This window comes from Salinicola aestuarinus, from assembly GCF_003206645.1.
GTDB lineage: Bacteria > Pseudomonadota > Gammaproteobacteria > Pseudomonadales > Halomonadaceae > Salinicola > Salinicola aestuarinus.
In genome coordinates this window covers 91492-115294 of sequence record NZ_PZJP01000007.1, presented here as the reverse complement: position 1 = coordinate 115294, position 23803 = coordinate 91492, and the positions used below count along the sequence as shown (strand labels likewise).

At 63.0% G+C, this 23803-nt stretch carries 20 protein-coding genes and 1 tRNA gene; 9 read left to right on the top strand and 12 right to left on the bottom strand.

Annotated elements, in window-relative coordinates:
- Positions 1-35: 35 nt before the first annotated feature.
- From prmA to purH, 4 genes are all read left to right on the top strand, one after another.
- On the top strand, positions 36-947 hold the full coding sequence (prmA, locus tag DOM41_RS11800) for a 50S ribosomal protein L11 methyltransferase (RefSeq protein WP_110687066.1): 912 nt from the start codon (positions 36-38) through the stop codon (positions 945-947).
- Between the two features lie 112 nt (positions 948-1059).
- The gene (dusB, locus tag DOM41_RS11795; protein WP_110687065.1) at positions 1060-2094 is read left to right on the top strand and encodes a tRNA dihydrouridine synthase DusB; all 1035 of its coding nucleotides are present in this window, start codon (positions 1060-1062) and stop codon (positions 2092-2094) included.
- Entirely contained in the window at positions 2091-2399 is a 309-nt protein-coding gene (gene fis, locus DOM41_RS11790; RefSeq protein WP_110687064.1) for a DNA-binding transcriptional regulator Fis, read from the top strand. Before dusB ends, fis begins: the two co-directional genes overlap by 4 nt.
- Positions 2400-2582: 183 nt before the next feature.
- On the top strand, positions 2583-4178 hold the full coding sequence (purH, locus tag DOM41_RS11785; RefSeq protein WP_110687063.1) for a bifunctional phosphoribosylaminoimidazolecarboxamide formyltransferase/IMP cyclohydrolase: 1596 nt from the start codon (positions 2583-2585) through the stop codon (positions 4176-4178).
- 128 nt (positions 4179-4306) lie between these two features.
- Here purH and DOM41_RS11780 read toward each other — a convergent pair whose 3' ends face one another.
- The 7 genes from DOM41_RS11780 to DOM41_RS11740 all read right to left on the bottom strand — a co-directional run bounded on the left by DOM41_RS11780 (position 4307) and on the right by DOM41_RS11740 (position 10755).
- Positions 4307-5776: an NAD-dependent succinate-semialdehyde dehydrogenase gene (locus DOM41_RS11780; RefSeq protein WP_110687062.1), complete on the bottom strand. Its 1470-nt coding sequence runs from the start codon at positions 5774-5776 to the stop codon at positions 4307-4309.
- A gap of 302 nt (positions 5777-6078) precedes the next feature.
- On the bottom strand, positions 6079-6531 hold the full coding sequence (locus DOM41_RS11775; protein WP_110687061.1) for a DUF4190 domain-containing protein: 453 nt from the start codon (positions 6529-6531) through the stop codon (positions 6079-6081).
- Between the two features lie 77 nt (positions 6532-6608).
- Positions 6609-7166, bottom strand: coding sequence for a GTP cyclohydrolase I FolE (gene folE / locus DOM41_RS11770; RefSeq protein WP_110687060.1), 558 nt, complete (start codon positions 7164-7166; stop codon positions 6609-6611).
- Positions 7167-7387: 221 nt separating this feature from the next.
- On the bottom strand, positions 7388-8374 hold the full coding sequence (locus DOM41_RS11765; RefSeq protein ID WP_110687059.1) for a serine/threonine protein kinase: 987 nt from the start codon (positions 8372-8374) through the stop codon (positions 7388-7390).
- Between the two features lie 43 nt (positions 8375-8417).
- Entirely contained in the window at positions 8418-9260 is an 843-nt protein-coding gene (locus DOM41_RS11760) for a ComFC family protein (RefSeq protein ID WP_245391824.1), read from the bottom strand.
- A gap of 440 nt (positions 9261-9700) precedes the next feature.
- Positions 9701-9785, bottom strand: a tRNA-Leu gene (locus DOM41_RS11750).
- Between the two features lie 592 nt (positions 9786-10377).
- A complete protein-coding gene (locus DOM41_RS11740; protein WP_110687056.1) occupies positions 10378-10755 on the bottom strand; it encodes a hypothetical protein in 378 nt (125 codons plus the stop codon).
- A gap of 1128 nt (positions 10756-11883) precedes the next feature.
- Between DOM41_RS11740 and DOM41_RS11735 the strand changes: the two genes are divergently transcribed.
- The 3 genes from DOM41_RS11735 (at position 11884) to DOM41_RS11725 (ending at position 14132) form a co-directional block, all read left to right on the top strand.
- Positions 11884-12606: an amino acid ABC transporter substrate-binding protein gene (locus tag DOM41_RS11735; RefSeq protein WP_245391827.1), complete on the top strand. Its 723-nt coding sequence runs from the start codon at positions 11884-11886 to the stop codon at positions 12604-12606.
- A 108-nt stretch (positions 12607-12714) separates the two neighbouring features.
- Positions 12715-13389 carry an amino acid ABC transporter permease gene (locus DOM41_RS11730; protein ID WP_110687054.1) on the top strand — a complete coding sequence of 225 codons (675 nt, stop codon included), beginning with the start codon at positions 12715-12717 and terminating at the stop codon, positions 13387-13389.
- Positions 13386-14132 carry an amino acid ABC transporter ATP-binding protein gene (locus tag DOM41_RS11725; protein WP_110687053.1) on the top strand — a complete coding sequence of 249 codons (747 nt, stop codon included), beginning with the start codon at positions 13386-13388 and terminating at the stop codon, positions 14130-14132. The genes DOM41_RS11730 and DOM41_RS11725 overlap by 4 nt, the downstream gene beginning before the upstream one ends.
- 99 nt (positions 14133-14231) lie before the next feature.
- Here the strand turns inward: DOM41_RS11725 and DOM41_RS11720 are convergent, their stop codons facing one another.
- Positions 14232-15722, bottom strand: coding sequence for a sodium:solute symporter family protein (locus DOM41_RS11720; RefSeq protein ID WP_110687052.1), 1491 nt, complete (start codon positions 15720-15722; stop codon positions 14232-14234).
- On the bottom strand, positions 15715-16011 hold the full coding sequence (locus DOM41_RS11715; protein ID WP_157956926.1) for a hypothetical protein: 297 nt from the start codon (positions 16009-16011) through the stop codon (positions 15715-15717). The genes DOM41_RS11720 and DOM41_RS11715 overlap by 8 nt, the downstream gene beginning before the upstream one ends.
- Before the next feature lie 146 nt (positions 16012-16157).
- Between DOM41_RS11715 and DOM41_RS11710 the strand changes: the two genes are divergently transcribed.
- On the top strand, positions 16158-16973 hold the full coding sequence (locus DOM41_RS11710) for a DUF1206 domain-containing protein (RefSeq protein WP_110687050.1): 816 nt from the start codon (positions 16158-16160) through the stop codon (positions 16971-16973).
- A 140-nt stretch (positions 16974-17113) separates the two neighbouring features.
- Here the strand turns inward: DOM41_RS11710 and DOM41_RS11705 are convergent, their stop codons facing one another.
- Positions 17114-18898, bottom strand: a complete 1785-nt coding sequence (locus DOM41_RS11705; protein ID WP_110687049.1) for an acyl-CoA dehydrogenase C-terminal domain-containing protein — start codon at positions 18896-18898, stop codon at positions 17114-17116.
- A gap of 318 nt (positions 18899-19216) precedes the next feature.
- On the opposite strand from DOM41_RS11705, the gene DOM41_RS11700 reads away from it, so the two are divergent.
- Positions 19217-20854: a BCCT family transporter gene (locus DOM41_RS11700; protein ID WP_110687048.1), complete on the top strand. Its 1638-nt coding sequence runs from the start codon at positions 19217-19219 to the stop codon at positions 20852-20854.
- A gap of 164 nt (positions 20855-21018) precedes the next feature.
- Here the strand turns inward: DOM41_RS11700 and DOM41_RS11695 are convergent, their stop codons facing one another.
- Both DOM41_RS11695 and DOM41_RS11690 read right to left on the bottom strand, forming a co-directional pair.
- Positions 21019-21741, bottom strand: coding sequence for a 3'-5' exonuclease (locus DOM41_RS11695; RefSeq protein WP_110687047.1), 723 nt, complete (start codon positions 21739-21741; stop codon positions 21019-21021).
- The gene (locus DOM41_RS11690) at positions 21741-23684 is read right to left on the bottom strand and encodes a DUF294 nucleotidyltransferase-like domain-containing protein (protein ID WP_110687046.1); all 1944 of its coding nucleotides are present in this window, start codon (positions 23682-23684) and stop codon (positions 21741-21743) included. Before DOM41_RS11690 ends, DOM41_RS11695 begins: the two co-directional genes overlap by 1 nt.
- Positions 23685-23803: the final 119 nt, after the last annotated feature.

The following is a 23803-nucleotide window of genomic DNA, read 5'->3' as shown; positions in this document are numbered from 1 at the left end:
AGCGTTTTCCTTTCACCGACTAGCGGAGAGTCGCCATGGCGTGGCTACAACTCAAGGCGCACATCGCCCCGGAACAGGCCGAGAGGCTAGAAGAACTGCTGCTCGCCGAGGGCGCCAGTGCCATCACTCTGATGGACGCCCACGACGACCCGGTATTCGAACCGGACCGGGGCAGCACGCCGCTCTGGCGCGAAACCGTTCTGACCGGGCTCTACGACGATCTCAACGCGGTAGAGGCGATGATCGAACGGGTGCAGCGCGCCTGGGCCGCCGAACTCCCGGAAGAACCCGCGCCGGCGATCGACTACGAGCTGCTCGCCGACCGCGACTGGGAGCGGGAGTGGATGGATGGCTTCGAACCGCTGCGGATGGGCGAGCGACTCTGGATCGTGCCGAGCTGGCACACCGCCCCCGAGCCTGACGCGGTCAATCTGGTACTCGATCCCGGGCTCGCCTTTGGCACCGGCACGCACCCGACCACAGCACTCTGCCTCAACTGGCTCGACGCCCAGAGACTCGAACAGACTCACATTCTCGATTACGGCTGCGGCTCGGGTATCCTCGCCATCGCCGCGCTCAAGCTCGGTGCCGACACCGCGGTTGGCGTCGACATCGACCCCCAGGCGCTGCAGGCGAGTCGCGACAACGCCGAGCGCAACGCGCTCGACGACACCCGCCTGATTCTCGACTATCCCGAGCGACTGGGGCGCGGCGCTTACCCGGTGGTCGTCGCCAACATCCTCGCCGGCCCACTGATCGAGCTGGCCGCCGATATCGCCGGCCGGGTCGCCCCCGGGGGGCGGCTGGCGCTTTCCGGCATCCTCGAGGCGCAGGCCGAAAGCGTACTCGATGCCTACCGGGCGCAAGGGTTGGTGATGGACGAACCCCGGGCAAAAGAGGGCTGGATGCTACTGACCGGCCAGCGGTTGAGTGACGTCACCGCCTGATCGACGAGGCCCCGTGGCCTCGTCCCAAGGTCTTGTGCGATGAAACATCGCTTCAACTCGACAGGAGCCCTCGGTATCATGGCTTCCCCGTTTTGCCCGAGCCCCTTTGACGATGCGTGATCTCGTGTCATCGCATAGCGATGTACCGTTGCCCCGAATCGGCCCTCACACGCTACCCAACCGCGTGATTCTGGCACCGATGGCGGGGGTGACCGACCGCCCTTTCCGCCAGCTCTGTCGCGAGCTGGGCGCGGGTCTCGTCGTATCCGAGATGGTCGCATCCGACAGTCGGCTCTGGAACACGCGCAAGTCTCGGCTGCGCCGGATTCACCGCGGCGAGCCGGGGCCGAGGTCGGTTCAGATCGCAGGCGGCGACGCACAGATGCTGGCCGAGGCTGCGCGGCTCAACGCCGATGCCGGCGCCGAGATTATCGACATCAACATGGGCTGCCCCGCCAAGAAGGTCTGCAACAAGGCGGCGGGCTCGGCACTGATGCGCGATGAGGCGCTGGTCGGCGAGATCCTGGAGTCGGTCGTGGCGGCGGTCGACATCCCGGTCACGCTGAAGATTCGCACCGGCTGGTGCGACGACAGCCGTAATGCCCTGCGTATCGCGACGATGGCGGAGCAGGCCGGGATCGCCGCCCTGGCGGTGCACGGCCGGACCCGGCAGCAGCGCTATAGCGGCGACGCCGAGTACGACACCATCGCCGCCATCAAACAGACGGTGTCGATGCCGGTCTTCGCCAACGGCGACATCACCTCCCCCGCCAAGGCGGCAGCGGTACTCGCCTACACCGGTGCCGATGCCGTGATGGTCGGTCGTGGCGCCCAGGGCAACCCTTGGCTCTTTCGTGAGATCGACCACTACCTGCGCACCGGTTCGACGATCGCGCCGCCCACCGCAGCGGAGGTCGAAGGCACCATGTGCCGCCACCTCCAGGCCCTGCACGAGCACTACGGCGACTACCTGGGCGTCCGCGTCGCGCGCAAGCACGTTGGCTGGTATCTCGGCGCGAACGACGCCTCCCGCGAACATCGCGCCCGCTTCAATCGCCTCGACGAGGCCCGCGCGCAATTCGACTTTCTCCACGAACTCTTTCGCGGCGATGTCGCCACGATCGGTAACGGAACTCACGCAGCATGAACAGCCGGCAGCCTCTCCCCCTCGGCGACGCTTCGTCCACCGATGGACAATCGCTCCAGATCTCTCCCAGCGCCTCGCAGGGCACGCTGCGCGAATGCGTCGAGCACGTCATGGAGCGCTACTTCGCCCACCTCGAGGGCGAATCCGTCACGCACCTTTACCCCATGGTCCTGGCAGAGGTGGAAGCGCCGCTGCTCGAGGTGGTCATGCGCCACGTCGAGGGCAACCAGACCCGCGCAGCCGAGCTTCTTGGCCTCAACCGGGGCACCCTGCGCAAGAAACTCAAGCAGTACGATCTGATCTGACCAGGCCATCGCGACAGCCGCCGTCACGCCAGACCCGTTCGACGGCTCCGTGAATTCGCGTCGCTCGCGATACATCGTCCTGCTAGCCGCGTCGACCCGCTCGACGCCAGCAACTCAACACCGTCAACGACAGCGGTCCCTCGATTTCACCACAGTTCGATTCATCGACAAGAGTGCTCTGGCATGACCCAATCCTCCTCCGCTTCCCGCCCGATTCGCCGCGCGCTGCTCAGCGTCTCCGACAAGACCGGCGTGGTCGACTTCGCCCGTGAACTCACCGACCGCGGGGTCGAGCTGCTCTCGACCGGCGGCACCTATCGGCTCCTGCAGGAAAACGGCGTCGCGGTCACGGAAGTCTCCGCACATACCGGCTTTCCGGAAATCATGGATGGCCGGGTGAAGACACTCCATCCGAAAATCCACGGCGGCATCCTCGGACGACGCGGCGAAGACGACGCGGTCATGGCCGAGCATGACATCGCGCCCATCGACATGGTGGTGGTCAACCTCTACCCGTTCGAGCAGACCGTGGCAAAGCCGGACTGCACCCTCGAGGAGGCGATCGAGAACATCGATATCGGCGGGCCGACGATGGTTCGCTCCTGCGCCAAGAATCACGCCTACACCACGATCGTCGTCGCCGCCGGCGACTACTCGCGAGTGCTCAAGGACATGGCCAGCCATGAAGGCGCCGTGAGCCACTCGACGCGTTTCGACCTGGCGATCAAGGCGTTCGAGCACACCGCCGCCTACGATGCGGCCATTGCCAACTACTTCGGTCAGCGTGTCGGTGAAGGTGAAACGAACTTCCCGCGCACCCTGTCGATGCAGTTCAGCAAGAAACAGGGCATGCGCTACGGCGAGAACCCGCACCAGAAAGCGGCGTTCTATGTCGAGCCGGGGCACACCGAGGCCAGCATCTCCAGTGCCACACAGCTCCAGGGCAAGGCGCTGTCTTACAACAACGTGGCCGATACGGACGCCGCGCTGGAGTGCGTCAAGTCTTTCTCCAAGCCCGCCTGCGTGATCGTCAAGCACGCCAACCCGTGTGGCGTGGCGGTCGTGCCGGATGACGAGGGCGGTATTCGCCAGGCCTACGAACTGGCGTTTGCCACCGACAGCGAGTCGGCTTTCGGCGGCATCATCGCCTTCAACCGAGAACTCGACGGCGAGACCGCTCAGGCGATTGTTTCCCGGCAGTTCGTCGAGGTGATCATCGCGCCAAGCATCTCTCAGGCAGCCCGTGATGCCGTCGCCAGCAAGACCAATGTTCGTCTGCTTGCCTGCGGTGAACTTCCCGCGCGTACCGGCGAAGGCTGGGACTACAAGCGCGTCAACGGCGGCCTGCTGGTGCAGAGCCGAGACACCGGAATGATCGATGCCGACGACCTCAAGGTGGTGACCCAGCGCGCCCCGAGCGAGCGCGAACTGCACGATCTGGTCTTCGCCTGGAAAGTCGCCAAGTTCGTCAAGTCCAATGCCATCGTCTATGCCAGCGGACGCCAGACGGTCGGCGTCGGCGCCGGTCAGATGAGCCGGATCAACGCCTCTCGCATTGCCGGCATCAAGGCCGAGCACGCCGGACTGGAAGTTGCCGGCTCCGTGATGGCATCGGACGCTTTCTTCCCCTTCCGCGACGGGCTCGACAACGCCGCGGCCGCCGGCATCACTGCCGTCATTCAACCGGGGGGCTCGATGCGCGACGACGAGGTGATCGCTGCCGCCAATGAGGCGGGCATCGCCATGGTGTTTACCGGCATGCGCCACTTCCGGCACTAAGCCGCGTCGCCAGTCCGCTCTCGCCACAAAAAACCGCGACACCGTCGCGGTTTTTTTTGGTTTGGCACCGATGCCACTGGGCTCGCAGGCTGGCGCGTTCGAGTAGAGCGCGCCAGCCGGCACGAGGTTCAGCCCGCGTCGGTTCCCAGATCGATGCAGAGATACTTGATCTCCAGATACTCGTCGAGACCATATTTGGACCCTTCGCGCCCGAGGCCGGACGCCTTGACGCCACCGAAGGGGGCACTGGCGTTGGAGATCAGGCCGGTGTTGATGCCTACCATGCCGTACTCCAGCGCTTCGGCGACTCGCCAGACCCTCCCGAGATCGCGGGAGTAGAAGTAGGAGGCCAGGCCAAACTGGGTGTCGTTGGCCATGCGCACGCCCTCCTCTTCCGTTTCGAACGGGAAGACCGCCGCCAGCGGACCGAAGGTCTCCTCGCTGGCCACCTTCATCTCGGGGGTCGCGTGACTGACCAGTGTCGGGGAGAAGAAACGGCCACCCAGCGAATGCTCGTGGCCACCCAGGAGCAGCTGGGCTCCCTTGTCGGTCGCATCCCTGACGTGATCGCTGACCTTGGCCACCGCATCCTCGTCGATCAGCGGGCCCACGTTGACGCCCTCCTCGAAGCCGCTACCCACCTTGAGTTCGCTGTTCATGGCGGCGGCGAGCTTCTCGCTGAAGGCGTTGATGACACTCGACTGCACCAGAAAGCGATTGGTGCAGACACAGGTCTGTCCAGCATTGCGGAACTTGGAGGCGATGGCGCCATCGACCGCTGCGTCGAGGTCGGCGTCTTCGAAGACCAGGAACGGCGCGTTGCCGCCGAGCTCCAGTGAGATCTTCTGGATATGCTGAGCGGCGTTCGCCATCAGCGTGCTGCCGACCTCGGTCGAGCCGGTAAACGTCACCTTGCGAACCACCGGCGACTCGGTCATCGCCTTGGCGATGTCGCTCGCCTTGCCGGGGACGACATTGAACACGCCCCGCGGCACGCCCGCTTTCTCGGCTAGCGCCGCCAGCGCGGTCGCCGAGAACGGCGTCTGGCTCGCCGGTTTGATCACGATGGTGCAGCCCGCAGCCAGAGCGGCGGCGGCCTTGCGTGTGATCATCGACGACGGGAAGTTCCAGGGCGTGATCGCCCCGACCACGCCCACCGGCTGCTTGGTCACGACGATTCGCTGGTTGTTACTGGCGGCGGGGATGGTGTCCCCATAGATCCGCCGGGCTTCTTCCGCGAACCAGCGCATGAAGCTCGCGGCGTAGACGATCTCGCCGGCGGCTTCCTTGACCGGCTTGCCCTGCTCCGCGGTCATGATGGCGGCCAGCTCGTCCTTGTGCTCCAGCATCAGCTCATACCACTTCATCAGGATATCGGCCCGTTCCTGCGCGGTATGCTTGCGCCAGCCGGGAAGTGCTGCCTCGGCGGCATCGATGGCGCGGTCGGTCTCGGCGCGGCCGAGCTTGGGCATGCGCCCGAGGATCTCGCCAGTGGCGGGATTGTCGACGTCGATCTGCTCGCCGCTGTCGGCGGCGACCCAGTATCCGTCGATGTAGGCGTAGGGTCGAAAAAGCGCGCTCTCGTTGACGGGCTGCATGATTCACTCCTTCCTTAAATGTTCAGGCCGGCGCGGCTTGAAGCCGGCCGGCCGAAGCGCTACTGCTCCCCTTCGTGCCGCCAGGCCGACGGCGATAACCGAAGCGTATGGACGCCCCGTAGGGTGTCGCGTCGACGAAAGAAGGCGGAGACAGCGAATTCCCCCACAGGATGGCGCGTTCGCCGAGGCGGCGCCAGTCGCAAACGCCTCCAGGGGTGCCCGTTGGCGCTTGGCAGGTCGATGTGCACGACGCTCGAGGCGGCGTGGGCGCGCCTTGCAGTGAGAATCTTGTGACCGAAGGGTTACGGCCACTGCGACCAGAGAGCCACCCCGACCGCAATGACGATGGCGACGGCGGCGAGCGTGGTGCCCCGAAGCCGCTCCGGGGCGCGATGAACCTGGCGTAAGGCAACCCAGGCCAGCACCAGCGCTCCGACTTCGATTACCGGGGCATAGCGACCGGCGCTAAAGCCGACCAGAGCCACCACGAAGGCCGCCAGCGCCCAATGGGAGAGCTGTTTGCGCCGGGTCTTGCCGGTCGTGTCACGGGTTGACGCGGCGCGCCGCTGCGCCTCGGGCCGGTCAAAAACCTGGGCGGCGCGGCCTTCGCGCACGTCGAAACGCACCGCACTGCCGACCCGAGGCAGACCGCGACCCCGCCACTGAGAGAGATCGAATGCATAGCGGGTGCCATCGCCTGCGCTCACCTCGCCAGCCTGGGCGTCATCGTCGAACGCCTCGAGTCGACCATCCATCGCGGCACCTCTCGTTGACTGTCAGTGGATTGACTCGCCCAAGCTCATCGATTGTTCGACGGCCAGGCAGAGATCACTCAGCGATTGTTGACCAGCATCAGGAACTCCTGACGCGTCGTCTGATTCTTGCGGAAACTGCCAAGCATGACCGAGGTCTTCATGCTGGAGTTCTGCTTCTCGACGCCGCGCATCATCATGCACATGTGCTGCGCCTCGACGATGACACCCACGCCGCGAGCGCCGGTCACCTGCATCACCGCTTCAGCGATCTCTCGCGTGAGGTTCTCCTGGATCTGCAGGCGGCGGGCGTACATGTCGACGATCCGCGCGAACTTGGAGAGGCCGAGCACCTTGCCCTGGGGAAGATAGGCGATGTGGCACTTGCCGATGAACGGCAGCACGTGGTGCTCGCACATCGAGTACATTTCGATGTCCTTGACCACCACCATCTCGTCGGTGTCCGAGGCGAAGACGGCGCCGTTGACCAGCGCCTCCAGCGACTGCGAGTAGCCCTGGGTCAGGAACTGCATTGCCTTGGCGGCGCGCTCGGGGGTGTTGCGCAGGCCTTCCCGGTCGGGGTCTTCACCCAACTTCTCGAGAATACCGCGGTAGTGGCCTGCCAGTTGATCGGTCATGTCGCTGCCCTGTCGAATCGCTGCCGAGGCTGGCGCCAGACGTTGCCGGCATCCAGCCGATCTAGAGTGGCGGGGATTCTAGCGAAACTCGCGCCCGGTCACTATCGATTCACGATCCGATCCGCCATTGAAGCCCCATCGTCTTACGTTATCGCCCACGACTGATGCCCTGTGGCTCTTCAAGGAGCGAGGGCGACCTGGCTGTGTTGGCGCGTTCGCCGTCAGGCAAGCCAGCGCGGCGAGTCCAGCGCCAGACGCTGCTGCTCCAGCGTGCGAAGGTGCTGGTCCCAGTACCCTGACTCGGCCACATAGGGGAAGGCTCGGGGAAAGGCGGGATCGTCCCAGCGCGCGGTCAGCCAGGCGGTGTGGCGAATCAGACGCAACGTCCGCAGCGTCTCGATCCACTCAAGCTCTCGGCGGTCGAATTCGAGCGACTCCTCGTAGCCTTCGATCACTTCTGATAGCTGCATCTGCCACTCCTCGGGCGTCTGCGCGGTCAACAACATCCAGAGATCCTGAATCGCCGGCGCCATGGCGCAGTCGTCGAAATCGACCAGCGCAAAGTCGTCGTCACGACCGAGCATGTTGCCCAGATGGCAGTCGCCTTGCACCCGCTGTAGTGCACTGGCCGGCCATGCGCTTTGCGCCATGAGGGGTAGCAGCGCATCGAGAATTCGCTCGTAGGCGGCGCGCTGGCGTGTGCTCAGCCACGGTGCGGCTAGCACGCGCTCGCGACTCTCAGCGACCATGGCCGGAATGTCGAATACCAGGCGATGCGCAAAAGGCCGCTCGCGGCCGACAGCATGAATACGCCCGATCAGGCTGCCCAGGGCAAAGAGATGCTCCGGCTTGTCAAGCTCAGGCGCCTGCCCCGGAACGTGTGTGAACAGCGAGAAGCGAAAGCCGTCGACTTCATGCAGCGTGCGGCCCTGAGAGTCAGACCACACTTGCCCTGCGGGCACGCCGGCACTCCCCAATTCCGCGAGGAAGGCGTGCTCTTCGAGAATCTGTGCATCGCTCCAGCGTCCCGGGCGGTAGAACTTCGCCACCCACCGGCGCCGATCGTCGTCGGTGACCGAGTAAACGCGGTTTTCATAGCTATTCAGGGCGAACGGCTCTCCTGGCAGCCACAATCCCAGCGACTCGATGGACTCGACAACACGCTGAGGCGTCAGCGTGTCGAAGGGGTGCGGGGTTTTGGCGCTCATGTGAACCTCGGGCTGACACGATCGGAATGGGCGGCCGATGCTATCAGATCCGCCCGGATGGCGTACGCGCGCACGCCACACCCACGACTCGCTTGGCCCCCGCGGAGTGACACGCAACCGCCAGCGAATGGAGTGTCGCACCCGTGGTCATGACATCGTCGAGCACCACGACCACATTCGGCAATTCTTGCTCCATGACGAAAGCCGCCTTGACGTTGCGTTGACGCTCACGCCGATCGAGCCCGCGTTGCGTCGGCGTCTCGCGCTGCCGGATGGCGTGACATACAGGGAGCTGCAACCGGCCCGCCAGCCGCTGGGTGAGCCAGCCGACGTGATCGAAGCCGCGCTCTCGGGTTCTTGCCCGCTGCCCGGGAACGCCGACAATGACCGGGGAGGCGACACGCGGCGCTTCGTTGAAGGACATCCCGAACGATGACGACGCCTCGAAGTGATACGCGCTTGCCAGCAGTCTCACCAGAATCTCCCCGGCACGCGGGTCAGCCGAGAACTTGAATCGATGGATCAATTGAGTCAGGTGGGATTCGTAACGCAGTGGAACCAGAGACGCATCAAACGCCGGCGGCGACTTCAGACAGCGCCCACAGTCGACAGCGGTCACTGTCGACGCCGGCATCGGCTCGCCGCAGCGCCGACAGGCATGACGGTTCCAAGGCAGCGCCGCGTAGCAGGACGCACACCACGGCTGACTGCCACCCACTGGCGTCAGACAGAATGCGCAGTAGCCCGGCAGTGCTTGTCGCACACTGTCGCCGAAGCGCTGACCCAGCTGCAGCACCCGTCTACCGATACGCCTGCCAAGGAAATCCATCACGCCCTCGCCGTCGCTGCCAGCCACGCCGCATAGGGCTTGCGGAGGGGTGGCCATCTCGTCCTGATAAAAGATCGGCAGCTTGAGGTGGCACTTGAAGGAGGAGTCGAGTCTCGCCGAGCGCCAGGTCTCGATGCGGACGCTACCGCGTCGATCATCATTTCAACGTCATGACGGCTCGGAACAGACAGATCAGCGACATCCAGAACCGGTTTGCGACATTATGCGAGGCGATAGAGATCCAGGACTTACGGCCAGCGACCTGCGCACGCCGTCAGCGTCTTGGCTAGTCGACGATGGGGTACCACCGAGGGTGGTAAAAGACAGACTAGAGAACGCCAAGATCGTGATGACACAGCGATACGCGCACCTCTCGCCGCACCGGGTCCGCGAGGCGGTAAACCGAATGGGGAGTGCGTCACAATCTGGTCACACGGGAAATCGAGTGGCACATCTGGAGGGGGTCATCGAAGGCCGAAAAGCCTCGTGAATCAAGCTGGTGCGGATGGGGAGACTCGAACTCCCACGCCTATCGGCACTAGAACCTAAATCTAGCGTGTCTACCAATTCCACCACATCCGCGAGTGAAGTGCGCGGCCATTGTACGTTGGCGAAACGGGAAGTCAATCGGATGGATCGGTGGCGTAGGCCAGCCGAGCCAAAGCCGCCGGGATGGCGACTCGAACAGCACAGCGAGAAGAGGGGCCGCATGACGAACCCTCGACAGCGCTGCTCTCCTTGCTGTCACTTCACGGCGTCCTGCCGAACTTCCCTGTGCTTTCGACTACGGAGCGCATCCTTGCTCAGTAGCCTGTCGCTTCCTGCGGCACTCTCCCTATGCCTGTCGCGGCTTCCTGCAGCACCAAATCTTCGAGCGACGCGTCCTGCGTCCTTTCTCCGATGTGGCTCCCTGCACCGCGCGTCCCTGAACGGTCAGTCGCGTCCTGCGACTCGCTTCCTTGCCGGCGATCTCCCTCCGTCGCCATGCCTCCCTGGCAATGCCCGTCCACAGTGAACCTTTTACCCATGAGATAATTTGATCCAGGTGAACTTCCCGCCATGCATTTGTGTCTTAATGTAAACAGGGAAAAGCACCGATCGACGTCAACGTCGAAAGTGACAGACATAAAAAAGGCGCCGTAGAGGCGCCTCTTCAGACTCGTGGGTCGAGCCGTTACTGGCTTTGGAGCGCTTCACCTGCGGCATCGCTCTGGCCGTCAGCGTTCAGCTCGTCGAGCTCTTCGCTGTTCTCGATGTTGGTCTTCTCGTCAGTTTCGGATTCGACGGCTTCCAGCGACTCTTCGGTCGCGTCACTCTGGCCGGCATTGTCGCCCATGTTACCCGCGTCGGACATGGTCGACTCGCCGGTAACGCCAGAGCCGGTGCTCATCGATTCCGTGTTGGAGTCCAGCGCATCATTCATGGCGTCGCTGTGGCCGGCACTTTCATTCATGTTGCCTGCGCCGTCGCTGGACTGAGCCTGTGCAAAGCCCGCTCCCCCCATCAGCAGCATGAAGGTCGTGGCGGTGACGGCTGCAATACCCTTTCTCATGGCAAGTTCCTTTTGTATCTGATGTACGGGGCACCGCTTTAAACGCGGTACCTTAAAGCGAGCCTATCTAGACGAATACGGACGCTGTCGCCTAGAAGCCCTTCGACACCGGGTCGCCCCGATGCGATCCAGCATCCTGACTCCATCAGGATGCCGAGGATTTCGTCAGGCGGGATTCGATGTGTCTGTCCGCCAGGTAAGTCGCTCCCGGCCATCGAACCTGCCACCCACAGTTTAGACAACAAAAAGGCGGGCCATAGAGATGGCCCGCCTCGAGAGAGCCGCTACTGCCCGGACATCCTGTCCTGTTTCGAGTCTTCCTGACCCTCCTGGCATGCGGCACTGTGCGTTTAAGCCCCGCTATCACTTTCCTGGTGATGCGGCGCTTGGCGATCATCCCTGATCACGGTTCCGAGTCGCCTTTCGTTCCTTGCTCCTTCCATGAAGCCGGCGAGTCAGCCTACGCAGTAAAAGCTATACAATACTTGTCGAAGGGTCAAGCGATGAAATCATTCCGCGTCGATCTGGCGGCTCGAACTTCGACAAGAGTTGAATCCTGGGGATAGCAAGACGGCGGGGGGCCGCCGCCCCACTCAAGCAACCACGTTCTCCTGCGACTCAGAGAGCAGTAGCACCCTTCTATCAGCGATCGTTCGTAGTGCTCCGCTCCTCTCAATGTTCCCGAGTCTGGGACTCTTCCCTGGCCTCTACCGCTAACCAGCACTGGCGCTTCCCTTGGTCACGTCCATGCGGTGGCCCCCATGAGTGCAGCGTCGCAGATGTTATATCAATACAGTACAGGCCACAAAACCCTGTACAGGTGATGCGGCCTCGTAGCGCGGTACGACGACGCCATTCGGCGAGTCGTGTCAGCAGCCCCCAAGAAAAGTGTCACGCTGCAGCGGCGGCAATGGTTGAGCCCGCCACCGGAAGTCGACGTCATTAGTCCAAACAAAAAAGCATATAAAATTTTTCTTTTATTACTCACGGCTTTTTTACGCTATGCTTTTGCCGTTTCAGACGGCGTGCGGGGATGCTCGCTGTTCACTCGTTCAGAGGAGGCTCGTCATGATCAAGCTGTTATCGACCCTACCGACAGCGCTTCGTCTCGGTATCGCCGCGACGGCTATGGGGGTGGCTTCGCTATCAGCGTCGGCCGCCAGCGCTGACACGCTCAGAGTCGGCATGTCCGGCGGGTACTATCCTTTTACCTACGTCGAGCATGACGAGCTGAAAGGTTTTGAAGTCGATCTGATGAACGCGATCGGTGACATTACCGGTGATGACGTAACCTTCGTGACAGCGAGCTTCTCAGGCCTGGCGGGCATGCTCGACTCGCAGCGGATCGATACCATCGCCAACCAGATCACCATCACGCCGGACCGCCAGGAGAAGTACGTCTTCAGCGAGCCTTATGTCTACGATGGCGCGCAGGTGGTCAAGCGCAAGGGCAATGATGAGATTGCCGGTGTCGAGGATCTCAAGGGCAAGACCGTCGCGGTGAACCTGGGGTCCAATTACGAGGCGCTGCTGGAAGAACTGCCTTACGCCGATGAGATCGACATCAAGACTTACGAGTCCAATGTCGAGCAGGATGTCGCGCTCGGGCGTGCCGACGCTTTCGTCATGGATCGCGTCAGCGCCTCACAGGTGATCAAGGACAAACCACTGCCGCTGGAGCTCGCCGGCCAGCCTTTCTCCGGGATCGAGAACGCCTACCCGTTCCGCGACGACGAAGCGGGACGCGCTCTGCGCGATCGAGTCGACGACGCACTGGACGTGCTGCGTGAGCACGGCGAGCTGGCCGAAATCTCCCAGAAGTGGTTCGGTAGCGACATCACGCAACGCTGAGCCGTCTCGACCACGAGCCCATGGCGCCGCGAGGTGTCATGGGCTTCGTCGTCGATGATGGCTGACATTTTTACCGCGTTCGCGCCATGAGACGAGGCCGCACTCGATATGCACTCACTCGACTTTGACTACATGCTGAGCCTGGTCCCAGTGCTCCTCAGCTATCTACCGCTGACGCTCGAAATGGCGGCGGCCGGTATGGTCTGCGCGCTGATACTCGCCTGCCTGCTGGCCGTCGTTCGAGTGACTCGCGTACCGGTCCTCAACGCCCTGGCGCTGCTCTTTATCTCGTTTTTCCGCGGCACCCCACTACTGGTTCAGCTTTTCCTGTTTTATTACGGCTTGCCACAGGTGCTCACGTTTCTGGTGTCGATCAATGGGGTGACCGCGGCCATTCTCGGGCTGACGCTGCACTTCGCGGCCTATATGGCCGAGTCGATTCGTGCCGCCATCGTCGGCATCGATCGCAGTCAGGTAGAAGCCGCCCAGTCGATCGGCATGACGCAGGGGCAGTTGATGCGGCGCATCGTGCTGCCTCAGGCGACGCGAGTGGCGACGCCGACGCTGATGAATTATTTCATCGACATGATCAAGTCGACGTCGCTTGCCTTCACACTCGGCGTCACCGAACTGATGGGCGCGACGCAGAAAGAAGCCGCGGGCAGCTTTCTCTACTTCGAGGCGTTTCTGGTCGTCGCGGTAATCTACTGGATCGTGGTGGAGGGACTTTCGTGGGTTCAGAAATGGCTAGAAAGACGGCTCAATCGGGCTTATCAGCGATGATCGACATTCGCGGACTGCGTAAACGCTTCGGCGAGCACACGGTTTTTTCCGGTATTGACCTGACACTCGCACGCGGCGAAATCATCGTCGTGGTTGGCCCCTCCGGCACCGGCAAGTCGACGCTACTGCGTTGCATCAACTTCCTGGAACAGCCGGACGGTGGCCAGATACGCGTCGGAGACCTCTCGTTCGACATCTCGCGCGTGACTCGTGAGCAGATCCTGGCGCTGCGGCGTCGCACCGCCTTTGTCTTCCAGAACTACGCCCTGTTCTACAACAAGACCGCGCTGGAAAACATCGCCGAGGGATTGATCGTCGTCGATCGCCAGCCCAAGGCCAGGGCGTATGCCCGTGCCCGCGAGATACTGGAGCGCATCGGCCTGGCGGACAAGGCTGATGCCTACCCCGCCTCGCTTTCCGGCGGACAGCAGCAGCGCATAGGGATCGGCCGCGCGATGGCGAGGAATGCCGATGTCATTCTTTTCGACGAGCCGACGTCGTCGCTCGATCCGCAGTGGGTTGAAGAAGTGCTTGGCCTGATGAAGCAGCTTGCCGCCGACAACCAGACCATGATCGTCGTCACGCATGAAATGCAGTTCGCGCGTGACGTTGCCGATCGCGTGATCTACATGGATGGCGGCGAGATCGTCGAGCAGGGCCCACCCAGCGAACTCTTTACCCGCCCCCAGGACGCGCGCACGCAACATTTCCTGCGCCAGGTGCTGGCCGCCAACCCCGTGTGAATGCTCTGTCAGCCGTTGAGTCTCGCTGGCGCTCCAGCCCCTTCTGTCGGCGCTCACGTTTCCGCGCCGACAAGCGTTCCCCTCTCAGGCGGCCCACTCTCAGGCGGCATTCTCACTAGCACGCAACAGACGACCCGGGGCGCTGATGGCGAAGAATCGCTCGACGACGTCGTCACGAACCGGCCGAGTCGCCAGCGACACGGCAATGAACAGCGGTAGATTCACCATCAGCCCCCAGAAGCCGGCGTGCACGCCCAGCGGGTTGGGCCAGACCAGCGTGAAGGCGAGCGTGACGCAAAATCCGCTCAGGATGCCGGCCAGAACGCCCGGCGTGGATGCCCGAGTCCACAGGAACATACCGATGAACGCCGGCAGCACCTGCGTCGCAAATCCGAGCCCCACTAGCAGGATCATCACCAGGTTGCTGGGCTCGGTGATCGCCACCGGCGCCACGATCAACGCCATGACAGGTATCAGCAGTCGTCTTGCCAGTCTCCCCGTGGTCGCGTCACTCAATCGGAAAAGAGGCTGCGCCACATCGCGAGCATAGGCCATGGCGATGGAGTGCAGAAACGGCTCGCAGGAGGACATCGCCGCCGCCAGTGTGCCTGCCCCAAGCAGCCCCACCAGCCAGCTCGGCATGTGGTCGAGCGCATACGTGAGTGCCACCGTGTCAGCGCGTGAAAGTGCGGGTAGCGCCAAGATGCCGATGAACCCGACCACGACCATCGGCAGTACCACGATGTAATACGTCGGTAGCCAGGTCGCGCTGCGCCGGATCGTCGACGCCGAGCGCGCACTCATCCACTGGCTCCACACCGGTGGCATGAACGAGAACATCGACACGATGATCGACGTCGTCCAGAACGCAAAGCCCATATCGCCAACGGCACCCGGCAGGGTCAGGAATTCGGGACGCTCACTCGCCAGGCGCTCGAACACCCCGGCGAAACCGATCTCACCGGTCGCCTCACGGGCGGCCCAGAGCCCAACGGCCCACGCCACCGCCAGCATGAGGACGCCCTGAAAGGCGTTGGTCACGCCAATGGCACGCTGACCGCTGACGAAGAGATAGAGCGCGATGGCACTCAGCACCACCACCACGCCGAGCCAGACCGGAATCCGCCCGGCACTCATGACCGACAGGATGTAAGCGGAGCCAATGGTCTGCAGCACGGCATAGGCGAGTGAGCCGATCGACATGATCAGCGCCGCAAGCCCGCCAAGCAGCGGGCTCTGGTAGCGATCCGCAATCGCCGCCCCCTGCGTCACATGGCCGAAGCGCTGGCCGAAAGCCCAGACCTTGGGTCCGCAGTACCAGGCGACCAGCGCCAGATAGGCGAGGTAGATCACCACGTAGAAGACCGCCACGCCCTTCGAGTAGGCCCAGCCGGGGGCGCCCATGAAGGTATAGGCGCTGATGCTGCCGGCAGCGATGAGCAGATAGAGGGTCACGGGGCCCATGCTGCGCCCCGCCACGCCCCACTCTTCCAGGCTATCCATGACGTGCCCACGTCGGGCACTGATGCCAATGATCAACGCCACGGCGATGTAGCCAAGGGTAATGGCCAGTGGAATCCAGCTAGACATCGCGCTCGCCCCCGACCAGCAAACGATTGGCCACGAGCATCGTGACCCAGCAGCCAACGACGATGGCGTAGGTCAGGATCGCGATGGGGGGCAGGCCAAACCACAGGTCATCCCGGTTGAACAAGGCGACGACTGGCCAGATGCCTGCCATTACGAGCAACGCGAATGCCAGCGTCACCAGCCAGCCGCGGCGGGATGTTGGATGTACCACAAAGTGTTTCATTGCAGAGTCCAGAAAACGGTAGAAGCCATCGCGCACCGTGCGCCGCGCGACAGGATACCGCAACATGGGGCGAGACCCGACCACCCGTGAGCGCGTGATCCCTTCGGCTCGTGATCCGTCCGGGCTGGATCACGAGTCTTACACTACGCTTGCATCACAACGCTCACGCAAAGTGACCCAACGCTGCCCTTTTCAGGCCAAGAAGGATAAGTATGTCATCCCAACCCGACTCTCTCCGCGACTGGTTGAGCCGCACCGCATCGGCGGGCTACGTCGCCAAAGGCATCATCTATTTTGCCATTGGCTGGCTGGCGCTACTGACCACTATCGGCCTGGGCGGCAGCGAGAGTGGCACCAGCGAAGTCATACAGAAAATCGCCACCTGGCCGTTCGGCAGTGTCCTGCTGGTGCTGCTGGGGATCGGGCTCGTCGCCTACGTGCTATGGCGTCTGGCCCAGGCATTTTTCGATACGGAAGAGAAAGGCAACGACGTAAAAGGCTGGGCCGCCCGCGCCGGCTTCGCGATCAGTGGCCTGATCTACACCGGTCTCGCCTGGAAATGTACGACCCTGGTATTCAATTCCTTTTCCAGCTCCCAGGGCAGCAGCAACAGTGAGCGCACGCAGACGCTGCTCGGGATCCCCGGCGGCCGCTGGGTTCTGGCAGCAATCGGGCTGGCCTTTATCGCTGTCGGCGTTCATCAGCTCTACCGCGCCTGGACGCGTGCCTATCGCAAGAACTGGCATCTGGACAAGCGCCCCAATCCCCCGCTGCCGCTGCTCGAGGGAATTGCGCGACTCGGTCTCGCCGCGCGTGGCGTCACGTTCGTCATTATCGGCATCCTCATCGGCATCGCCGCCTGGCAGCTGTCGCCAAGCCGCGTTCAAGGCTTGGGCGGCGTACTCGACATGCTTGCCAAGCAGCCCTTCGGCGACTGGATACTCGGCTTCGTCGCTGTTGGCCTGATCGCCTACGGCGGCTACTGCTTCATCAACGCCGGCTATCGCCGGGTCGGCAATCTCAACTAGCCAAGGTGCTGGCAGGTCAGACTCGCCACGCAGCAAGGCCGCGAAAGCGGCCTTACTGCCCTGGGCGTCGGTGAGGGTCGAGTGGGCGTAATCCATATCTGGCGGCTCTGGGTCACTCGATCAGCAACTCTCGCTTTGGATCAGAATCCCTCCAGATCCAGCGCCATGAGCCCCTCGGGCCCCGCCATGAGCTGACGCTCGAGGGATTCGCTGCGCGGTAGCTGCCGCACGAAGAAATACCGCGCGACGATCAGCTTGTCGCGGTAAAACCGTTCGCTAGCGTCGCCGCCCCGGGCGAGCGCTTCGGCGGCGACTCTTCCCGCACGCCACCAGAGCCAGGCGTAGACCGTGAACCCGACCAGCTCGAGATAGTCGTGGGCGGCCGCGCCCAGCGCGTTGACATCTTCCTGCGCCTGAGCGAGCAGCATCACGGTTGCGCGTTCGAGTCGTTGAAGTTCGCGCTCCACTGCCTCGCTGTAGGCGGCATCAGCATGCTGGCCGAGCTCTGAACGGATGCGAGCGATGAGCTGCTCGACGAAGGCGCCGCCGTTGCGCGCCAGCTTGCGACCGACAAGATCCATCGCCTGGATGCCGTTGGTCCCCTCATAGATCATCGCGATGCGCGCGTCGCGCACGTACTGCTCTGCCCCCCACTCCACGCAGTAGCCGTTGCCGCCATAGAGCTGCTGGGCGATGACCGTGGCGTCGAAGCCGCGATCGCTGATGAACGCCTTGGCCACGGGCGTCAGCAGCGCGACCGTTGCCTCGGCATCGCTTCGGCATCGCTCGTCTGGGTGATAGCGCGCGCGATCGAGCTCGCGACCGACAAAACCGGCGAAAAGCCGCGCGCCCTCGTTCCAGGCGCGAACGTCGAGCGCCATGCGCCGCACATCGGGGTGGACGAGGATCGGGTCCGCCGGGCGATCTGAGGCGACCGCGCCACCCGGGGCACGACTCTGCAGGCGCTCTTGCGCAAAAGCGATCGCGCTCTGATAGGCGATCTCACCGAGCCCCAGCCCCTGCACGCCGATGGAAAGACGCTCGTAGTTCATCATCGTGAACATGGTTGCGAGCCCCTGATGCGGTTCGCCGATCAGCGTCCCCCTCGCGCCCTCGAAGTGCATGACGCAAGTGGCACTGCCCTTGATCCCCATCTTGTGCTCGAGCCCACCGCAGACGACGCCGTTCGCGTCACCCAGCGTGCCATCCGTGCCCACGCGACGCTTGGGGACCAAAAACAGAGAGATGCCGCGCGAGCCCTCGGGCGCATCAGGCAGTTTGGCGAGCACCAAATGCGCGATGTTATCAGTCAGGTCGTGATCGCCACCGGTGATCCAGATCTTGCTGCCGGTGAGGGCGTACCCTCCCTCGCCATCCGGCACCGCACGAGTGCGAATCAGTCCAAGATCCGTGCCACAGTGCGGTTCGGTCAAACACATCGTGCCAAGCCACTCACCGGCGTAGAGTCGCGGCAGGTAGCACGCCTTGGTCGCTTCGTCGGCGTACTGCTCGAGCAGCAGTGCCGCGCCGTTGTTGAGCGTCAGATACAGCGCGAAGCTCGCATTGGTGGCGTAGAGCATTTCGTCGAAGGCGAGGGTCAGAAGCTTGGGCATTCCCTGCCCACCGTAGGCGGGGCTGCCGGCCAGCCCGCACCACCCACCGTCGGCAAGCGCGCGGAAAGCCGCCTTGAACCCGGCCGGCGTGAATACCTCGCCATCGACCAGGCGACACCCTTCGGCATCTCCCGTGGCATTCAGCACCAGCAGCTCGGCTTCGACGATGCGCGCCCCCTCCTCCAGGACCGCCTCGGCCAGTGAGGCGTCGATCTCGGCGGGCAGCGCCAGCGACTGCCACTCACTCTCAGCATCGAGTACCTCATCGCGAACGAAACGTAGATCGGCAAGCGGGGAACGATAAGCGGCCATACACCCTCCGGGCAGAATCAAACGATCGTTTCAATATACGGCGTTCGGTGGAAGACGTTGACCCTTACCTTGGTCGGAGGGCAAACCCCTGCCAAAGGCTGAGACGTAAAGCGTCAGCGACGTACCCGTTCGCGGCAGCGCCGGTTGGAAGCCGGAGCTAGATTCAGGATAATGGGAAAACTTGCGTGTTCCAGACGATCCGCCAGACTATCAGGCGGATTCCCGACAAAGCGGAACTCGCAGGTCGGGCGCAAGGGAACGTCAATACGTGCACGAGCGCGCTTTTCATCGCGTATATTCAAACAATGGAGACGGCTAGTGGCTCAAGACGACGCTAATAATCAGCCGGACGCGCCACAGGAGGGCGTACCGGCCCCCGAAGGTGCATCCAACCTCATCGACACCGATTACGTAATCGGTCAAGACAACATTCAGACCAACAAATTCGGCTTCGATGTCGATCTGCACGGCAAGGTCTTCTCGATCTCGTCGCTGCTGATCCTGTTCTTCGTCATCGTGACGTTGGCGTTACCGGATCAGATGGCGCCGATCTTCAACGGCGCCAAGAGCTTCCTGACCGACAACCTGAGCTGGCTGTTCCTGCTCGCCGCAAACATCTTCGTGGTTCTGGCCATCGGCCTCATCTTTACCCCGCTGGGCAAGGTGCGGCTAGGGGGCGCCGACGCCAAACCGGATTTCGGTTACGCCGGCTGGTTTGCGATGCTGTTCGCAGCGGGCATGGGTATCGGCCTGATGTTCTACGGCGTTTCCGAGCCGATCACCCATTTCGGGACGTCGGTCTCCGGCGATTCCTGGGCACCGCTCGGCGGGGCGCAAGGTAATGAGGCGGCCTCCCAGTCGCTGGCGATGGCCTCCACCATCTTCCACTGGGGTCTGCATCCCTGGGGCATCTACGCGGTCGTCGCGCTGTCACTCGCTCTGTTCTCGTTCAACAAAGGTCTGCCGCTGACCATGCGGTCGATCTTCTACCCGATCCTGGGTGAGCGTATCTGGGGCTGGCCGGGCCACGTCATCGACATCCTGGCGGTGTTCGCGACGCTGTTCGGGCTTGCGACCTCACTCGGTCTCGGCGCTTCCCAGGCCGCTGCGGGTCTGAACTTCCTCTTTGATGTGCCCAACAACAACGTGACCATGGTGCTGCTGATCATTGGTATCACGCTGGTGGCGCTGCTGTCGGTCATGCTGGGTGTCGACAAGGGCGTGCAGCGACTGTCGCAGCTCAACATGGGGCTCGCGTTCCTGCTGCTGATCTTCGTGATCATCGTCGGACCGACACTGCTGATCGCCACGGGCTTTGTCGAGAACATGCTCTCCTATCTCAAGAACCTGCCGGCGCTCTCCAACCCGTTCGGGCGCGAAGACACCAACTTCATGCACGGTTGGACCGCGTTCTACTGGGCTTGGTGGATCTCCTGGTCCCCGTTCGTGGGTATGTTCATCGCGCGCGTTAGCCGCGGTCGTACCGTCCGGGAGTTCCTGATCGCGGTACTGATCGTCCCGACCGTCGTCTCGGTGATCTGGATGACGGCCTTCGGTGACACGGCGATCAACCAGCTGGTCAACCAGGGATTCGAAGGCGTGCAGGATGCTGCGCTGGAGCTGCAGCTCTTCACGATGCTGGGTCAACTGCCGCTGTCGGCGATCACCTCGTTTGTCGGCATCATCCTGGTCATGGTGTTCTTCATCACCTCCTCGGACTCCGGCTCGTTGGTCATCGACGCCATCACGGCCGGCGGCAAGGTCGACTCGCCGAAACCCCAGCGCGTATTCTGGGCGCTGATCGAAGGCGCGATCGCCATTGCTCTGCTGCTCGGCGGCGGCCTCACGGCGCTGCAGGCGGCGGTGATCACCACCGGTCTGCCGTTTACTGTGGTATTGCTGGCAGCCTGCTATGCCATCGTGCAGGGCCTGCGTTCCGAGCCCAAAGCGAAGTAGATCGATCGGGGGCGATCCCCCACTGCAGAACGCGACGAGCGGCCAATTGGCCGCTCGTTGTCGTTTGTGGGGAAGATTCTTGGGAGACCCTGCCCGTCAGCGCATCAGACGGCCGAGCAGATTGCAGAACGCTTGTACAATGCCTAACGACGCTTCATGGGTCATCAGCGCCAGAGTTCGCTGACCGGCGTCTCCAGCGTGTGATGGTGCAGTATCTGCGCCTGCAGCAGCTCGGCAGTGGCGAGAGCATCCACCTGCGCGTGGTGGCCGGTATAGGGTGGCAGGTTGTAGCGTTGACGGCTTTCGTTGAGTCGAATCGACGCCATCGGACGTCCGGCCCAGCGGCGAAGTCGCGCCCACCAGGACTGACGGTGAATCCGTGCCTCGATCGACATCGTGTCGATCATCGGGAACAGTAGATTTTCGTTGAGCCGCTCCCGGATGGCAGCGTCCAGAAAGCTGCGTTCGATCTGCCGGTAATGGGCGACGACCAGATGGCCCTGCAGTCGCTCCAGCAGCTCATCGAGAATCGTCGAGAGATCCGGCGCTTTCTCGACCTCCGAGTGCGTGATGTGGTGAAAGGCCACTGACTCGTCGCTGAGGGGACGACGCGGTGACAGCACCCAATAACGCCCGGCCGCCGGCCGGATCCTCTCCATCGTGAACGGCACCAGACCAATGCTGACGATATCGTGGCGGCTGCCGTCTAGCCCCGTCGTTTCGAAATCCATTGCCAGCAACGGCGCCTCACCGATCGGCATCTGCGGATCCAGCGTACCACCGGCGTAGAAGCGGGCGAGGCGTGGATCTTTCACCCGCTCGGCCTGAGACGCCATGTACGCCGGCCAGTCCGGTGCCGACGCCTTCTTCGACCTCAGGGTGAGCATCAGCGGCCGCCTCGCGACGAACTCTTGCCTTGGGTGCCGTCCTGACGCGACGGCATGATGTAGCGGAACGAGAGAAATTTCTGCGCGTTGCTGATCGCCTCGAAGGCATCCTTGAGATTGTGTCGCTCACGGCTATCGATCTGCTCGGGGTCGACGCTGTTGTTGGGCTCTTCGCTCCGTTCGATCGAGGCGGCCTGGTAGCGCATCCGGACCATCGACATGAACTCGAAGGCGTAACGCAGACGATCGGTGACCCCCTCCGCCAGCAGTTTGGTCTTGTCGATATCGTTGAGTCGGGAAAAGCTGTTTTGCGAGTTGGAACCACACGCCAGGGCATGCACGCGGACGAGGTCCGTGAGCGGGGCCGTGCCTCGGCGCTTGAGGTTGATCGACTTGCGATGCTCGCCGTCCTGCTCCATGACGAACTGGCGAAAGAACCCGAGCGGTGGCGTGCGGTTCTTGGCATTGCGTGCGAGCGCCGCCAGAAAGACCGGGCGCTGGGGGGCAAGTTCCGCGATCAGATCCTGAAGCGCTTCGACCATCGGCGCCTCGCCATGCACCGGCGCCAGATCGAAGAAGATGGAACTGTGCAGCAACCGCTCGCCGTTGGGCTCGTCCATCCACTGGGTAAAGTACTGCTTCCACACCGTCAGGGGCTGGCGCCAGCGAGGATTGATCGCCATGACATCGCCCTTGCAATAGGGATAGCCGCAGCCAGCCAGTCCGTCGCAGACGAACTTGGCCAGCGACTCGAAATACTCGCCGTGCTGCGCATGATCGTAACTATCGTGGAGCACCAGGGCATTATCCTGATCGGCCGTGATGGTCGGCTCTTCCCGCGCCATCGACCCAAGCACCATGAAGCAGTAAGGCACCGGCGGTGGGCCCAGCTCGGCTTCCGCCAACTCCAGCAGACGCTGGATGAACGCTCGCCCGATCGTCGCCAGCGCCCGCGAAATCATCTCCGAGTTGGCGCCATCGGACACCATCCGCACGAAGCCGGTTCGCACCTCATCGGCCAGACGTGCCAGCTGAGCGGGCGTCGTCTGAACGAAGATGTTATTGACCAGAAACAGACTGCTGTGGGTCTCGTGTCGCACGATGTCGGAGAGATGCAGGATGCCCATGGGCTGACGGCGATGCAGCACGGGCAGGTGGTGGACCTGATTGCGCAGCATGCTCAGCATCGCCTCGTAGACCGACTCGTCCGACTGGGTGACGATGACCTTGCGCGACATCACCTCGCCGACCGTCGTCTGCGGCGACTTCCCCTCGGCGAGCACACGGGTACAGAAATCGCGATCGGTGAGGATACCGTTCAACTGCCAGTAGCGGCCGTCGCGACCCGTAAAGGTATAGGCTGACTGGGTGTCGGTGACGTCGACGATCAGCACGCAGGTCGCGTTGGCGTCGCTCATCTCGCGCGCCGCCTCCTGGAGGGTGGTCGTGGCATCGACCATCAGCGGCGCCTTGGTGATCAACTTGCGCACCCGCGTCGTCATCAGGCCGCTGTCGTCGCGCTGCTGCTGCACGGTCACCTTGAGTCGCTGCCCGCCGGTCTCGACGAATTCGGAAAAGTCGTCGTCCTCCTCGCAGACTGCCTCGAAGGTCTCACCGGGAATGAAATAGATGAGCGTGTCTTCGATCGCACTGACGGGGTAGCGCACCTTGCGGTTACTGCGTAAAAGGTCCGAGTAGCCGAAGATATCCCCTTCGCTGAGGCGGTTGAACAGCCGCCCGCTGCGCTGGTACACCTCCACCGCTCCGCTTCGCACGTACCACAGCGCATCGATCGCCTGATCCTTGCTGAGCAGCTCACTGCCCGCCTGGTAATAGCGGATTTCGACATCGCTTGCGATGCGATCCAGATGTTCATCCGCCAGGCTGTCGAACGGCGGGAACTGGGCCATGTGGCTACGAATGTCGAGCTGTTCGATGTTCAATGCGCACTCCCTACGCAGGGCAATAGACGTTGGCGGCGATCAGGCCGCCGCGATGGCACGTTGCATGCCGGCATGCCGGCGGCCGGCGAGACCGACACCCCGCTGGCACACGTCAGCCG

What these genes read in the sequence shown, in the direction of transcription:
- prmA (WP_110687066.1), top strand. Translation starts at nt 36, where the DNA reads ATGGCGTGGCTACAACTCAAGGCGCACATCGCCCCGGAACAGGCCGAG.
- dusB (WP_110687065.1), top strand. Translation starts at nt 1,060, where the DNA reads ATGCGTGATCTCGTGTCATCGCATAGCGATGTACCGTTGCCCCGAATC.
- fis (WP_110687064.1), top strand. Translation starts at nt 2,091, where the DNA reads ATGAACAGCCGGCAGCCTCTCCCCCTCGGCGACGCTTCGTCCACCGAT.
- purH (WP_110687063.1), top strand. Translation starts at nt 2,583, where the DNA reads ATGACCCAATCCTCCTCCGCTTCCCGCCCGATTCGCCGCGCGCTGCTC.
- DOM41_RS11780 (WP_110687062.1), bottom strand. Translation starts at nt 5,776, where the DNA reads ATGCAGCCCGTCAACGAGAGCGCGCTTTTTCGACCCTACGCCTACATC.
- DOM41_RS11775 (WP_110687061.1), bottom strand. Translation starts at nt 6,531, where the DNA reads ATGGATGGTCGACTCGAGGCGTTCGACGATGACGCCCAGGCTGGCGAG.
- folE (WP_110687060.1), bottom strand. Translation starts at nt 7,166, where the DNA reads ATGACCGATCAACTGGCAGGCCACTACCGCGGTATTCTCGAGAAGTTG.
- DOM41_RS11765 (WP_110687059.1), bottom strand. Translation starts at nt 8,374, where the DNA reads ATGAGCGCCAAAACCCCGCACCCCTTCGACACGCTGACGCCTCAGCGT.
- DOM41_RS11760 (WP_245391824.1), bottom strand. Translation starts at nt 9,260, where the DNA reads ATGGCCACCCCTCCGCAAGCCCTATGCGGCGTGGCTGGCAGCGACGGC.
- DOM41_RS11740 (WP_110687056.1), bottom strand. Translation starts at nt 10,755, where the DNA reads ATGAGAAAGGGTATTGCAGCCGTCACCGCCACGACCTTCATGCTGCTG.
- DOM41_RS11735 (WP_245391827.1), top strand. Translation starts at nt 11,884, where the DNA reads ATGGGGGTGGCTTCGCTATCAGCGTCGGCCGCCAGCGCTGACACGCTC.
- DOM41_RS11730 (WP_110687054.1), top strand. Translation starts at nt 12,715, where the DNA reads ATGCACTCACTCGACTTTGACTACATGCTGAGCCTGGTCCCAGTGCTC.
- DOM41_RS11725 (WP_110687053.1), top strand. Translation starts at nt 13,386, where the DNA reads ATGATCGACATTCGCGGACTGCGTAAACGCTTCGGCGAGCACACGGTT.
- DOM41_RS11720 (WP_110687052.1), bottom strand. Translation starts at nt 15,722, where the DNA reads ATGTCTAGCTGGATTCCACTGGCCATTACCCTTGGCTACATCGCCGTG.
- DOM41_RS11715 (WP_157956926.1), bottom strand. Translation starts at nt 16,011, where the DNA reads ATGTTGCGGTATCCTGTCGCGCGGCGCACGGTGCGCGATGGCTTCTAC.
- DOM41_RS11710 (WP_110687050.1), top strand. Translation starts at nt 16,158, where the DNA reads ATGTCATCCCAACCCGACTCTCTCCGCGACTGGTTGAGCCGCACCGCA.
- DOM41_RS11705 (WP_110687049.1), bottom strand. Translation starts at nt 18,898, where the DNA reads ATGGCCGCTTATCGTTCCCCGCTTGCCGATCTACGTTTCGTTCGCGAT.
- DOM41_RS11695 (WP_110687047.1), bottom strand. Translation starts at nt 21,741, where the DNA reads ATGCTCACCCTGAGGTCGAAGAAGGCGTCGGCACCGGACTGGCCGGCG.